At 68.6% G+C, this 13,705-nt stretch carries 12 protein-coding genes and 1 pseudogene; 10 read left to right on the top strand and 3 right to left on the bottom strand.

Going from position 1 to position 13,705, the window contains the following annotated elements; all coding sequences use genetic code 11:
* Window positions 1-174: 174 nt before the first annotated feature.
* Window positions 175-807, top strand: coding sequence for a hypothetical protein (locus tag ACWCP6_RS28520; protein ID WP_450935443.1), 633 nt, complete (start codon window positions 175-177; stop codon window positions 805-807).
* Between the two features lie 9 nt (window positions 808-816).
* Window positions 817-903 (top strand): annotated as a pseudogene (locus tag ACWCP6_RS28515) (AAA family ATPase); the annotation flags it as partial.
* A 21-nt stretch (window positions 904-924) separates the two neighbouring features.
* Here the strand turns inward: ACWCP6_RS28515 and ACWCP6_RS28510 are convergent.
* The 3 genes from ACWCP6_RS28510 to ACWCP6_RS28500 all read right to left on the bottom strand — a co-directional run bounded on the left by ACWCP6_RS28510 (window position 925) and on the right by ACWCP6_RS28500 (window position 3,056).
* On the bottom strand, window positions 925-1,395 hold the full coding sequence (locus tag ACWCP6_RS28510; protein ID WP_450935442.1) for a hypothetical protein: 471 nt from the start codon (window positions 1,393-1,395) through the stop codon (window positions 925-927).
* Window positions 1,396-1,811: 416 nt separating this feature from the next.
* Entirely contained in the window at window positions 1,812-2,423 is a 612-nt protein-coding gene (locus tag ACWCP6_RS28505; RefSeq protein WP_450935441.1) for a nucleotidyltransferase domain-containing protein, read from the bottom strand.
* 366 nt (window positions 2,424-2,789) lie between these two features.
* Window positions 2,790-3,056 carry a hypothetical protein gene (locus ACWCP6_RS28500; protein ID WP_450935440.1) on the bottom strand — a complete coding sequence of 89 codons (267 nt, stop codon included), beginning with the start codon at window positions 3,054-3,056 and terminating at the stop codon, window positions 2,790-2,792.
* Window positions 3,057-3,766: 710 nt separating this feature from the next.
* Between ACWCP6_RS28500 and ACWCP6_RS28495 the strand changes: the two genes are divergently transcribed.
* Genes ACWCP6_RS28495 through ACWCP6_RS28460 form a run of 8 tightly spaced genes read left to right on the top strand, consistent with a single transcriptional unit; the run spans window position 3,767 to window position 13,049 of the window.
* Window positions 3,767-4,702, top strand: coding sequence for a conjugal transfer protein (locus ACWCP6_RS28495; protein ID WP_450935507.1), 936 nt, complete (start codon window positions 3,767-3,769; stop codon window positions 4,700-4,702).
* Window positions 4,699-5,040, top strand: a complete 342-nt coding sequence (locus ACWCP6_RS28490; RefSeq protein ID WP_450935439.1) for a hypothetical protein — start codon at window positions 4,699-4,701, stop codon at window positions 5,038-5,040. The genes ACWCP6_RS28495 and ACWCP6_RS28490 overlap by 4 nt, the downstream gene beginning before the upstream one ends.
* Window positions 5,037-5,615 carry a hypothetical protein gene (locus ACWCP6_RS28485; protein WP_450935438.1) on the top strand — a complete coding sequence of 193 codons (579 nt, stop codon included), beginning with the start codon at window positions 5,037-5,039 and terminating at the stop codon, window positions 5,613-5,615. The genes ACWCP6_RS28490 and ACWCP6_RS28485 overlap by 4 nt, the downstream gene beginning before the upstream one ends.
* A complete protein-coding gene (locus ACWCP6_RS28480) occupies window positions 5,612-8,308 on the top strand; it encodes an ATP-binding protein (RefSeq protein ID WP_450935437.1) in 2,697 nt (898 codons plus the stop codon). The genes ACWCP6_RS28485 and ACWCP6_RS28480 overlap by 4 nt, the downstream gene beginning before the upstream one ends.
* Window positions 8,308-8,664 (top strand): hypothetical protein, encoded by a 357-nt coding sequence (locus ACWCP6_RS28475; RefSeq protein ID WP_450935436.1) that lies wholly within the window; start codon window positions 8,308-8,310, stop codon window positions 8,662-8,664. Before ACWCP6_RS28480 ends, ACWCP6_RS28475 begins: the two co-directional genes overlap by 1 nt.
* A 1-nt stretch (window position 8,665) precedes the next feature.
* On the top strand, window positions 8,666-11,290 hold the full coding sequence (locus ACWCP6_RS28470) for a hypothetical protein (RefSeq protein WP_450935435.1): 2,625 nt from the start codon (window positions 8,666-8,668) through the stop codon (window positions 11,288-11,290).
* Between the two features lie 35 nt (window positions 11,291-11,325).
* Window positions 11,326-12,438, top strand: a complete 1,113-nt coding sequence (locus ACWCP6_RS28465; protein ID WP_450935434.1) for a C40 family peptidase — start codon at window positions 11,326-11,328, stop codon at window positions 12,436-12,438.
* Complete coding sequence (locus ACWCP6_RS28460) at window positions 12,435-13,049, top strand: hypothetical protein (RefSeq protein WP_450935433.1); 615 nt, start codon at window positions 12,435-12,437, stop codon at window positions 13,047-13,049. Before ACWCP6_RS28465 ends, ACWCP6_RS28460 begins: the two co-directional genes overlap by 4 nt.
* Window positions 13,050-13,705: the final 656 nt, after the last annotated feature.

Genomic DNA, 13,705 nt, shown 5'->3' with positions numbered 1-13,705 from the left:
ATTCACCGATCTCCGATGCTCACGCACATAGCCACCCGTGCTTCACTGGTCAACTATTAAGGAACCAATGGTGGCCTGGACCACTTGGGATATACGCTTCCTAGGCACTGCTGAGTGCCGTGGCCCCCTTGGAGAGAACCTCAGGTGAATGAAGCCGCCCTTGAGCCGGCACCCGTGCACAACATTGCCGAGCTGCTCAGTAAGGTCGACGCCTACGCCCAGCAGCTCGGCACCAGCCGGGACCGGCTCCTGGACGTCACCCACATCTCGAAGAGGACCGGCATCGAGCCCCAGCGAGTGCGCGCTCTCCTGGACGGCGCTGCCCCTGAAGCGGAGCCGTCCGAGAAGAAGGCCAGGGAGGCATTCCGTCGGAAACTGTTCCAGAACCGGCTCCAGTTCCTGACGCGTACACGTCTGAACAACGGCCGGGAGTACTCGCTGAGGGAGATCGAGAAGGGCACGGGCATCTCCTTCCAGCACATCCGGCTGCTGCGCAACGGTGATCGCAGCGCGCGAGCAGACCACGCCACCAGGCTGGAGCTCTTCTTCGATGTGCCGGAGGGCTGGTGCTCTCTGACCGAGGGGGCGGCACTGACCCAGTACCTGCAGCGCATGGTGTGCGAGGATCTCCCCAAGCTGGCCATCGAGGATCGCCTGCGCCGCATCCATGGCGTCTCGCTCACGCTGCGCAGCACGGGCGAGGGAGGCCAGGTGGATGTCCTCAAAGACCTGCTGCCGGCGCTGGATCAGGTGATCGCCCAGGCCAGGGCGCAGGGGCATGTCGGGGGTGGCCAGCGCCGCGACTGAAGCGGAGCCAACTGTGAGGTGATCTCGATCAATGGCCCCAGCTACCGGCTCAAGAACCGGCTCGCCGCCATCGAACGGGAAACCCAGGTGCTCTGACCAGCGATAACGGGGAGTCCGTCACCGGATGACAGAAATCTCCGGCAGCGGCTGCTGCCACTCACCCAGTTCGGCCACAAGTACCCGGCGAGCGGCCAGCCGGGCCTGACTCCACCCCTCGTCGACGGACAACGCCTCCCTCGTCCATCGATCAGCGTTCTCCGCACCGCTCATCTCGCTCAAAACGGCGTCGATCTCCTGCAGGTCAGGCAGGACACCGTGACCGAGCCGCCCTTCATCCACCAGGACCTCAGCCATGCCAAAGGCGTGCTCGAAGTCCAGGGCAATCTCATCCGTCACCACCTCGTGCTTGGCCAGCCAGGCAACCTGGGACTGGGCATCAGCCGCCAGCACGGTCAGCGACTCAAGCAACAAGCGCCGACGAAACAAGGGACCAGGACTCTCCATAACACAATGGTCGCACGCGTCCACCTGCCCGAGCCCACAGACGAACACCCAGCTGGGCACCTTCATCCGTACTTCGTTGAGCACCTTCACAAGTACGCCGACACCAGCCGAACCGGCAGACCGCCGTCTACCTGCGCGACCTCCTGCTGGACAGCGGCGTGCTGCCTCGCCTTGACCGGCGACTCCTGCTGTCCGAGCGGTGGCTCACCCAGCGGATTGCCGCCACTGAAGACGCAGAACACGCTCGGTTGCTCGAGTACTTCGCCACCTGGCATCGACTCTGCAAGCCCCGTGCCAAGGCAGCCAAGAGCTCTCCGGGCATCAGCACGACGCGGGGATGCCGCCAGCAGACCACCCAGGCTGACGACTTCCTGGTCCGGCTAGCCACCCGCATCGCCACCGATGCCGGAGCCACCTGGAAGAACTACGCACCCGGCAGCCCCAACCAGCGATCTCCACGACTCCCGTGAGGCACCGGCCAGGTGAACTGGCCTGCAGGGTCACGCCTGCAGGCGCTCGATCCAAGGGTGCGGTCCATACGTCTTGGAGATCGCCTCGACAAGCCAGCGTCGCTGCGGATCCGTGAGCACGGGCAGCACAGCCTCGAAGTCCTCTTCATCCTTCAGCCGAGGTGTCTTGGCCTTGTAGTAGAGCTGCACATCCGGAGCCAGATACGGAACGCCGTCAGCCGAGGTCATCCCGAGAGTGCTGATCGGCCTGCACACCCGAGGGTCACGCCGTGACACCCATTCCTGGCCGCGGGACTCATCAAGCATGACCTGAATACGCCAGGGGTCGTCTGGCCCGGGCCGACACCAGATGTCGTGAACTCTCAGGGGCAGGACCTCGCCCCATGCCCACGGACGCAAGCTCCCCGGTGGATCAGCGGCCCACCATTGCCAGCCCGCCAGAACCTGCTGGGCCTCTCGCTGGTCACGCCGCAACAGCAAGACGTCGATGTCCCCGTGGCTCCGAATGCGTTGCCCCACCGCGAGCTCGATCGCAAAACCTCCAGCCACCCACCAGCAGGACTCCAGGCCCGAGAACCTCGCAACAACTTCGCTCAGCGACGCGGGATCCCACCTGCCAAACGGAGCCTGGAGACGTGTCATGCCGCTCATTCTCCCCTGGCAGCCCTTGAGCCGAAGCACACCGCCGTTGCCACTCAGCGCGAGTCTCGGCGGCGATCGCGGCTCCCGCCGACCGGCGGGGTATCGGCCCAGCCGTTGCGAGGAGAGCAGTGCCGCCAGGGATTCCAACGAGTTCTATACATCTCGCTGCCAACCAGCGGATGGTCGGCCAATAGTTCTCCGGTGGAGACCGGGACCGCGACCGTACCCACCGCATCCTCCGCGTTGTCCGTCTCCTCGCGTGGTCTCACGCGGACTCCTGGTTCGAAGCGTCGTGCGGCGGAAGCACCGCTCACTCGCTCTGATGCAGACACGAATCGCGTCCGATGCATGCCCCTGGCTCGTCGTTCACCCCCGACGGGACGTGAGACGCGCGAGCGTTTCTGTGGGCCAGCAGAACCATTCGAGAAGGCGGCTGGTGATCACGAAGTAGTGGACGCTGACCCAGCCCCGTTTCTTGTCCAGGATCTGTGGGGCCTTGTCCCGGTGGACGTAGCGGATGTATCGGTGCCGGATTGGCGCTCCGGCCATCAGCAGCACCGGGGCGGAGAGGATGATGACCACCGGGACCAGGGCTCTCACGACGGTGAGCTTCGTCCTCTCTTCGTATCGCATGCGCTCAGTGTGCTGAACTGCGCATTGGCTTGTCAGCCTGCCCTGCGGGGTTTGGTACCGCGTTTGTGGCGGGCAGTGCGGCTGCAGGCCTCGCCGGTGACGAGGACTTTGCGAGATGCATGCCGCCGACTCACGCCCAGTCCTGACCGGGCCGGCGGCCACAGCACCCAGCCATAGGCCACGATCTGGCAACGAGCCCCTTACCTGCCGTGGTCGGGCTCATGGTCGGGCCGACCCCATGTGCCAAGCCCGTGCGACAAGTGGATACGCAACCGCGGCAGCGCAACGAAGCCCCGTGCCAGATCGGCATGTGGCTGCGCATCGAGTCCGAGGTCCTGCGCAGTCCACGTGTACGGCCGGTTGCGCAGACCGACCGGAGACGCCCGCCGTAGGGCTGCGCAATCGATAGAGGTGCGCAGTCGGTGTGCGTGCTGGCTGGTGGGACGCTGCGCGGCGCGGCAGCGGCAGGACCCTCATTCTCCGTGTCGTCCTGGGGCACTGCCTCGAGCTGGTCGTCCCCATTGCTCTGGGGACATTGGTGGGCTCGCACCCGCGCCCGGTCGGACGCGTGGTCGGGGTTGCAGCCGGGCCGAGCACGGCCTTGTGCCCTGATCGTGATCGTGGTCGGGGTTGTGTGGTCGGTGGCCGGGTCGGAGCGCGCGGGTTTGCTCAAGGCCGGCAAGTACCTGTTCCGACCTGGGAGTTTCACCATGCCACCACACAGGCAGGCCTCCGATGGCGAGGCCACTGCTGCAACGGTCTCGGGCGCCCGTCTGGAGAGGATGCGGCAGCGCGTACGTCTGTCGCGGCTGGCCCTCTGCACGGCCATCGCGGCCGGCCCCATTGCTCTGGGCACCGCGGTGCTGTCCGGACCGACCACGCTCGTGGCTGCCCCCGCGACCAAGCCGACCGCCATGCGCACTACGGCGGTCAGCGCCGACCCGGCCGGCTTTGCGCAGCTGTTCGCTCGTGCGTGGCTGCGCAGCAATGCCGACGACACCACAAGTGCGCAGGCGCGGCTTGCGCAGTCGATGGGGCCGGACGTTGATCTGCCTGAACCGGCCGGCGATGCGCAACGGAGGCTGGAGTCGGTGACCGCGGTGCGCAGTGCGCAACGCGAGTCCGGCCGGTGGGCGGTGACGGTGGCTGCGCAGTACGCCGACGGCAAGGTGCGCTACTTCATCGTCCCGGTGGCCGCCGACGCCAGCGGCGCCTCGTTCACGGTGACGAGTGCACCGGGGGTGGTGGCGGGCCCGACCCGTGCCGCAGTGGCCAAGTCTCCGTACTCGGTGACGGTTCCCTCCGACAGTGACCTGTCCTCGACCATCGGGGAGTTTTTCGGCGCGTACCTGACGGGCGCCGGGGAGGTCGAGCGCTATGTCGCGCCCGGGGTGAAGCTGACACCGGTCTCCCCCGCCCCCTACACGGCGGCCGGCGTCCAGCAGGTCCTCGGTGCTGAGGCGGCCGCGGCCGCCGAGCATGTACCGGCAGACGGGATCACGGTCCGCGTCCATGTCCAAATCGAGGCCCGGGACGGCGACGGGCGATGGCCGCTGGCCTACCAGCTCGGCCTCAAGGCCCGGTCGGGTCGCTGGGAAGTGGCGGCGCTGGAGTCCGGCACCGTGAAGAACGGGGGCCAGTCGTGACGACAGTGCACAGTCTCCTGCTCGCCGGGCAGCTGAACGACCTCGGCAACTCCTGGATCACCATGTTCAGGGATTGGGCGACCAAGGGCCTGCAGGCCGGCCTGATCGTTCTCGTGGTCGTCATCATGATCCAGAAGTTCAGTCTCAAAGCAGGCATCGGTGCGCTGCTGCTGATGGTGATCGCCCTGGGGTTGTACAACTCGCGCAACGAGCTGGCGAACATGTTCGCGGACGAGGTGAAGCACTCGTCCAAGGGCGCGCCCGCCGTTCCCGGCGTCGTACGCAGTGTCGATCCGGTCGCCCACGGGCACTCCGCCGACGGGGAAGGCCGGCTGTGAGCGCGGCGGCCGCGGGCCGGGTGGGGCGCTACTACACCGCGGCCCGGCGCCACCCCTGGGTGCTGGGGAAGGTCGCCGACTGGCGTATTCCTCTGGGCCCGTACACGCCGGCGCAGATCGTGGTGGCTGTCGGCGGCGGCTTCCTTCTGGTCAAGACGATCCCGTGGTGGTCGTGGATGGGCCCAGTGCCGATCGTGGCCTGGGTGCTGGCCGTGTGGGCGGTGCGCCGACCGAAGATCAAGGGGCGTGCCCCCATGCAGGCGGCATTGGGCTGGGTGCTGCTCGCCTGGCAGCCGCGGGGTGGCCGGATGGGCGGGCGGGCTGCGCGGGACCGCGCCTCCCACGCGCTGCTCGGCGGATTCACCATCGAGGGCACCCCTTCCCCTCTGGCTTCCATGGCTGATCCGGGCCGCGCTGCAACGACGTCTGCCGACCGGACGCCGCGCCGAAGCCCGGCATCCCGCGTTGCCGCACAGCGAGGCCGGAGACCGGCCGCGCACCGGGAATCAGCGCGTCCGGTGTCGGGGGTGCAGCAGCTGATTGCTCTCGTCGAACAGAGCGGAGGTGGGCGGTGAGGGTTCCGATCCGTCACATTGCCGGACATCTGGTGTGGTCGACGCAGGGCAGCGTGTGGGCTGTTTACCGGCTGCATCCCGGCCCGGATGTGCAGGGCCGTCGTGAGGAGACCGTCCAGGGCACCTACGTGCCGGCGGCAGTCCGTGACGAGCAGCTTGCCAAGATCACCCATCTGATCCGTTCTCTGTCGGGGGCGCCGCGGCTGTTCGGTCTGTGTGCGCAGGTCGATCCGGGCGAGATCGCCCTGCGGATGATCGAGGGCATCGAGCCGTCCGAGGCGGACCAGGGCGAGGGCTCGCATCCGTGGGTGGAGAACGTCGAAGCGACGCTGGATCTTCTGGATGCTCAGGAGATGCACCGCCGCACGCTGTGGCTGGCGGTTCCGCTGCAGACCGAGACAGCCGGCCTTCAGGTGGCAGCGTCGCTCGGTGCGGCGTGGGCGGAATTGTCCCCGATGCTGGGCATGCGGCCGACACCCGTCGCTCGGCGTGAGGTGACGGCCTACCGCGAGCAGGCCTTCCGGGTGGAGGCCGCGCTCGCCGGAGGCATCGCCTTCCGCCCGGCCCGACCCGCAGAGATTGTGTGGATGATCCAGCACGCCCTCCACCGCGGGCTGCCGGAGCCACTGCTCGCGGAAGCCGAAGCCAGCGATCTGTACGGAGGGCAGGTCCGTGATGACGTGCTGCGCTCTCCCAGCTATGCCGACCTCGGCCAGGTACGTCTGCAGGAAGGCGGCATCGACCCTGCTCTCGACGATGTCGACGACTTCAAAAGCACGGGGCGGATAACGCGGTCGGGACGCAAGGCCTGGTGGCGGCTGAACACCGCCTCCCCGCTGCGCAGGCGCTGGCTGCAGGTCGAATCCGAAACCGGGGTGGGCTACCAGGCACAGCTGGCGCTGGCCGAATGCCCGCCCGCGGTGAGCCAGGAGGCTGCTGACCTGTTCTCCCAGCTGGAAACCCTCGACTTCCCCGTCGACTACACCGTAGACCTCACGCTGGTGCCGGCAGAAAAGGCCCGCGAACAGGTGCGGCGCAAGAAGAACGAGCTGATCGACCAAGCCGACCAGTACGACGCACGCCCCACCGGGATGCCTGCCTCGCTCACCGAGGCTGCCCGCGACCTGGGCGAGCTGGACGCCCGCCTGTCGCGCACGTCGGTCGAGGTCGAAGTGCAGTCCGTCACCGTGCTGACGGTATGGGGCCCGACCGCGTCCATCTGCGATGTCCGCGCCCGGGCCCTGGCGGCGCTGCTCGGCGGCGCCGACTACCGGGCCGTGCGCCCGGCCGGCCTGCAGGAGGCGCTGTTCGCCCTCGGCTTGCCCGGAACCGTGCGGCCCGGAGTGGTGCGGGAGTTCACCCAGCATCAGGTCTCCGAGGACTGGGCTCTGGGCGGCGCATTCACTGCCTCGGAGGTCGGCGATCCGAACGGGATGTTCCTCGGCGTCGATCTGGACTGCGGCACCACCCGCCCCGTGATGATCAATGTGGCGGATGCGCCCAAGGTGGATGCTTCCGCGTCCATGGGCATCGTCGGGGACCTGGGGGCGGGCAAGAGCGTCCTGCAGAAGCTGATCGCCGAGGCGGTCTGGGCGCGCGGCGGCTGCGCGATCTGCATCGACCGCACCCCCGTACGAGAGTGGGCCCGCTTCGCCCGCGTTGCAGCGAAAGGTCGCGTCCAGATCGTCGATGCTGCCCAGGCGAAGGTTTCCATCGACCCGCTTCGGATGTTCGACGGCCCCGAGGGCCGGCACTACGCCTTGTCCTACCTCACCCTGCAGCTCGGCATCGGCCCGATGAGCACCAGCGGCGAGGTCTTGCACCACGCCGTCGAGCAGGCCGCGGCCAGCGAGGCCCCGTCCATGCACCGTGTGCTTGAGGTCCTCGATGAGATGGCCACGAGCGAGGCGGGCAAGCGGCAGGACGCTGCCGCCACCCTCGCAGGACTCATACGAGTCGTGGCCAGCAACCCGCTGGCGGCGATGGTGTTCGATCCGACGCTGCCGCCGGTACGACTGGACGCCTCCAGCGCCTCCGACATGATCGTGGTCACCACGACAGGCCTGAAGCTGCCGCCGAAAGCCGCGTTCGACAAGCCGGAAGTCCTGCACCAGCAACCGCTGGAGGCGCTGATCGGCCGCGCCGTGCTGTACCTGATCGCCGCGATCGCCCGACAGACCGCCTTCGAGGACCCCGAGCGGTTCACCGCGGTGGTCCTGGACGAGCTGTACTGGCTCACCTCTTCCGCGGAGGGCACAGCTCTGGTCCACGAGATCCTCCACGACGGCCGCAAGCACGGCGCCGGTCTGCTCGCCGGCTCACACGACTCCGAAGAACTCGGCCCCGACCGTGGCCTGATGGCCTACCGCGCGCTGGCCCGCACGGCCGACCGCGAGCGCGCCCGCCGCGGCCTGGAGTTCGTCGGGCTCGACCCGAACGACCCGGAGCTGCTGAGGCTGGTGACCACCGGCTTGTCCCCCGTCGGGCAACGCGGCCGCGAGGGCGAGTTCCTGCTGACCTGCCCGCGGCAGAACACCGGCCGGGTCAAGGTCGGCATCCCTCGCATCGCGCGCATCACCACGTCCATCACCACCACACCAGGACGCCGCGCAACTGCAAGCTCCCAGCCAGGTTCAACGGTAGTGCCGCCCGCTGGTCAAGCCACTGGTGGCCGCCCGAAGGAGCGCATCTGATGATCTCCTCTTCCTGGGACGACCCCCGCCGCGTCGCCGCGGCCGCGAGTGTCTTCACCACGGTCGCCGTCATCATCGGCGTGCTCAGCCTGGCCGACGGGACGAGTGCTCCGCAGGTGCGGTGGCCGCACACCGGGCCAGCCTCCGCTGCCAACACCCGCCCCGCCCACCAGGACCCATGCGGCCGGATCGTGGGCCCGGCCGAGGCGTACTGCGAGCGCGGCACCACGAAGTCCGCCGCTGCCGAGCAGCAGGACGTGACCGATGCCGCCTGGAGGCTGGTTCCCGCCGGCGCAGGGCCGGCCGACCCGATGGCCTGGCGGTGCCGGAGTACTGCCGGGCAGAGGCGGCGCTGACATGTTCCGTCCAGACCGCGGCACCCTACGCTCAGCCGGCTTCGTCGTACTCCTCGCGGGCGTCTTCATCCTGGTCAACACCCAGGTTGTGTACGCGGCCAGTGGCAACGGCGAGAGCGGGGACCTGCTCGCCCCGTTGAACATCACTTCCTCCGAGGGAGTGCCGATCAACAACTACGAGCTGGACGCCGAAGGCGGCGGGTTCTTCGCCTTCAAATCGCAAGCTCTCGCCTTCGCCCTGTCGGGTCTGTTCACCCTCATTCGGATGCTGGTGGGCCTGGCTGGCTGGGCCATCGAGGTGGCTCTCCGGTTCCCGCTGCTGAAGATCCTCGCTGCTCCTGCGGAGAAGGTCGCCGACGCCTACGACACGCTGGTCGTCGACACGCTCGGGTTGAAGGGTCTGCTCCTGGCCTGGGCGTTCGTGTTCGCCGCGTTCATGATCGTGCGTGGCAGGGTCGGCCGTGGTCTGGGCGAGATCTTTCTGACTCTTCTCATTGCTGCGTTCGCCGCTTCCGCATTCGTCCGCCCCGACTATCTGCTCGCCCAGGACGGACCTCTGGGGCAGAGCCAGCAGGTGGGCGCCGAGGTCGCCCAACAGAGCGTCAACTCCTACAACTGGGGCGGCAAGCTCGCCAGCACGGATCCGTGCGACGGCATGGTCGGCAACGCCGAAGCCAAGTGCCTGCAGCGGGAGGGCGAGGGCCCTGTCTCCGCAAGCGAGGTCGCCCGCCCGATCCAGCACTCGATCACCAACGCGCTGATCGTCAAGCCCTACATGCTGCTGCAGTACGGACGCACCCTCGATCCTGCCAAGCCTGCCGACCGCAAGGCCTACGCTCTCCACCTCAAATGGATCAGCGGAGGCTACAAACCGGAGACTGAGGCTCCCAAGAAGCAACCGCGGCCTAAGAACGATCCCTGCCGCGCCATCAAAGGCCCGGCTAAGAAGTACTGCGAAGCAGGCACCGGACCGGCTTCCGGCGTTGACGGGTCTGCGCCGTATTACGCCGACTTCCCTTTGCCGGACGAAGACCAACAGTTCGGGATGTTCCTGAGCGAGCTGCGTGAGTCCGGGCCCGTCGGCAAGTCGTGTGCCGACTACGCCGAAAAGCCCACCTGGTCGCGTGTCGCCGGCGCCGCGCTGCTGCTCGTAGCCTCGCTGTTCATCTGCGGCATGCTGCTATCCGCTTCGATCGTCCTCCTTGGCACCCAGGGCATCTGCGCAGCGGCCGCGGCTGCCGGCGGGGTCACCTTCATCGCCGGCATGCTGCCCGGGCCTGCCCGCCAGTCGGTGTGGAAGTGGCTGTCGCTGTGGGGCATCGCGGTCCTCACGCTGGTGGGGGTCTGTGCGTTCGTCCCGTTCTTCGGCATTGCCGTGGACGCCACCATCACCAACGGCCCCGATCTGATGGTGGAGCGGATCCTGCTGATCGACGTGCTGGCCATTGCCGGCGCGGCCGGACACCGCAGGCTGCTGACCGGCATCGTGTCGTTCGGCCGGCGTATGGCCATGCGGATGCGCCACGCGAAGGTCGGCGGCACCCAGATGCCCGGCGATACCTCCAAGCACGGCGGCGGGCTGCGCGCCTTCACTGGCGGCGGGTTCGGGAAGCTCGGCACCCGCCAACAGCTGATGGGCGCTCTCACCACGCTGTTCGACGGTACGGGCATGCCGGGGAACCCCGGAGGAATGCTCGCCGACGCCACTGCTGAGGCCAGGCACGGCCTCGCACCGCTCGCCGCGGCAGCCGCCGCGGGCGGGATAGGCACGCGGCTCGGCGCAAAAGGCGCTCATTGGCTGCTGATCGGCAAGCGGCCGGACAAGGAACAGCTTGCCAAGTGGCGCAAGCCCACCGCCGACGGCGACCAAGGCCCTGGCAGTCCGCCGGCAGGTGGGCCAGGTGCTTCGGGCAGCGGCGGGCCCCGCAAGCCCGGCGGACCCGGCGGGCCTCCCGACCGGTACCGTGACGGACAGGGGCAAATCGTCGATCGCGCCTCAGGCAAGGTGCTGCACGACCAGAACACCGACCGCACTCTGCTGTCGACCCGCGCCCACAACCGACTGGTCCGCTTCCGCGGGTACCGCATCCTGCACCGGGGCGGTCGGGCTGCGTACGGGGCGACAGCCGGCCTCCCGGCCACCATTCGCCAAGCCCGGACCGTCGGCTCGCGCTACTCCCAGGACGCCCGCCAACAGGTGCGGGTATGGGGCAACACCGTCCGCGAAGACGGCCGGGCCTGGGCCGAGACAGGGCGGCATGTCTCCCGTGTGTTGCCGGAGAACAACGACGACCGCGGCGGGAACGGACCATTCGTCAGCCGTCGGCTGCCGACCACAACAGCCTCCGGTCGGCCGCGCACGCCAGCGCCTCCGACCGGAGGAGGCGCCGCCCCAGCAGGCGCGCCCACGGCCCCGAACCGGCTCGCAGGCGGTGGCAATCCGCGTCCAGCGAGCGCAGCACCGAGCAGGAGGGGCCCGGGACTTGCTGGTGGCGGGAGTCCGCGAGGCGCCACGCGCGACCCGCATGCTCGGATGCAGGAACTCTTCAGGGCCGCGTCGGAGGCTGATCGGCTGCGCACGGAGCGGAACCGGCAGCAGCCGACCGGCGAAGGCGAGGAGGAGTGAAGCGGGCCCGGCGCCGCCTTGGGCGGTGGGGGTGCGTGACGGTGGTGCTGCTGTTCGCCGCCGTGTGCTGCGCGGCCCAGGTGTCGAATTCGATCAGCGCGTTTGTCGCGCTGCAGAGCAGTGCCCAGGACGACGGCGGGATAGCTGAAGGCGGCTCGGCTGCGGACATCCCGCCGCGGATGCTGATGGCCTACAAGACGGCCGTGCAGTTGGTTGGACGGTATGCGCCCAAGTGCCGGGGGATGCACTGGCCCGTCCTCGCCGGCATCGCCAAGGTCGAGTCCAATCATGCTTCGGGCCGGAACATCGCGACCAACGGAGACATCCGCCCGAAGATCTACGGAGTGCTCCTCAACGGCTCCGGGGCCGGCGGGAACACCAGCAGCTTCCCCGACACCGATGGCGGCAAGTGGGACGGCACCGCCCAAGGGGAACGCGCTGTCGGGCCGTTCCAGTTCCTGCCCTCCACCTGGGAGAGCATCGGCAAGGACGCCAACGGCGACAAGACCGCCGACCCGCACAACGCCGACGACGCAGCGCTCGGCGCCGCTCTCTACCTGTGCGGCAAGGGCCGCGATCTGGCCCAGCGTGCCCAGCTCAAGGCCGCGATCCTTCAGTACAACCACTCGAGCGAGTACCTGGCCAACGTGTTGGGGTGGATCGATCAGTACACCGCTGCCGCCAAGGGTCCGGATCTGAGGAGCGTGTCCGCAAAGGCCCGCACGGTGATCGAGGCGGCGCTGTCGCAGCGGGGTGTGCCCTACTCCTGGGGCGGCGGCAACGCCGATGGCAAGTCGTATGGCGTGTGCTGCTCGCCGAGCGGGAAGACCGGCGCGACCGTCAAGGGGTTCGACTGCTCGGGGCTGACCACGTACGCCTACGCCCAGGTCGGCGTCCACCTTCCACGGACGGCAGCCGCTCAGGCGTCGGTCGGCCGGCGCATCCCCGCCAGCCGCGGCACAAGCGCCCTCCAACCTGGTGACCTCGTCTTCTACGCCTACGCCCCACACCGCGATTCGGCGATCTACCACGTCGGGATCTACATCGGGGGCGGCCAGATGATCAACGCCCCACGCCCCGGCACCGTCGTGCGCACGGATGCCGTCGATGCGACGTCCGGCTACGCGGGAGGAGCCCGAGTCCTGTGAACCCACATCCGCCGCGCTCGCCGCGTCTCCTGCTGATCAGCACCGCATTACTGGCCATCAGCGGCGTGGTCCTGCTGTCCATGCGTCCCGTCCCCGCGCCGTCGGCCCCGGCTGCGCAGACGCCTGTCTCCGCCAAGCCGAACCCTTCACAGGGCGGTGCACACGCGGGCGGCGCCGAGGCCGTCGCCTCGCCTGTGCCGGCCACCGCATCTGCTCTGCCGCCCCACGGTGAGGGTGTTGCAGGTGACCGGGCTATCCAGAAGGCGCTGGAGGCGGCCTGGCCAGCCGACCTTGCCGCCCGGGACCAGCAGCGGCTGGTCGCAGCTGGCAGCGACCTGCTGCGCGCGGACGCCACCGGGATGGACCGCGCGAAGTGGCCGGGCATCTTCGGCAAAGTCCATGCGACCGCGCCGGCATACAGCCGGTTCCGCATCCAGGCCGCCATCGCACGGCGCGACGGCCCGGACGACCGGGCGGTGGTGCACCTGGTGTGGGCGGGCGCCGACCACGGCGGCACCTACACCGACGGCCGCATCACCGACTGGCACTTCACCCGTACAACCTCAAAGAAGGAAGGGGGCTCACCGTGGACTCCGCAGCCCCGTACCTGACCCATCAGGCCGACCAGACAGCGTCCGGGCCGGTACTGAGCCTGCTCACCAACCCCACCCAATACGTTCAGTGGCTGGCCGGCCATCGGTACCTACCCGCATCGACTGTCGCCCTCCCCTTGGCAGTGAGCGAGATCGTGGGGCACCGCTCGGCGGTCACGGCCTCGGCCGAGCGGATGGCACCAGAACTCGTCCTCACTCGGCGCTTGGGTCCGAGACCAGAAGCCCTCCTTCGCCACGGCATGCATCTCGCCCGTGCCCCCAGGGCGCGCCCATGGTGGGCGCCGCGCCGCACAGACAGGGTGCAGGTCCGGCTGAGTGAGCCATCGGCTGGGCGCACGCAGACAGCGGGCTGCCCTTCATCGACCCGTACCAGGACTCGCGGGACAGGGCGAGCCCCACCAGGAGGAGCACGGCACCACCGCTGACGTGTGGGTGCGGCTGGCGGACGGCAAGCCGGCCCCTTGGACTGAGCCGTGACGCCACGGCGCGCCCTGTCGGGAATGTTGCAACCGTGTCACACCACCCACACCCCTTGCGCTTTGCTCATGCGAACATATAATTTTCCCACTGCAAGGCGTGATACGAGAGGCATCTACCTTGCATATCAATCGACTTCCAGGACGAGAAGATGACGCGACCTCAACCTGATATTC

It is taken from the genome of Streptomyces sp. NPDC002004 (assembly GCF_053593975.1).
This window is presented reverse-complemented; position numbering and strand designations above follow the sequence as displayed.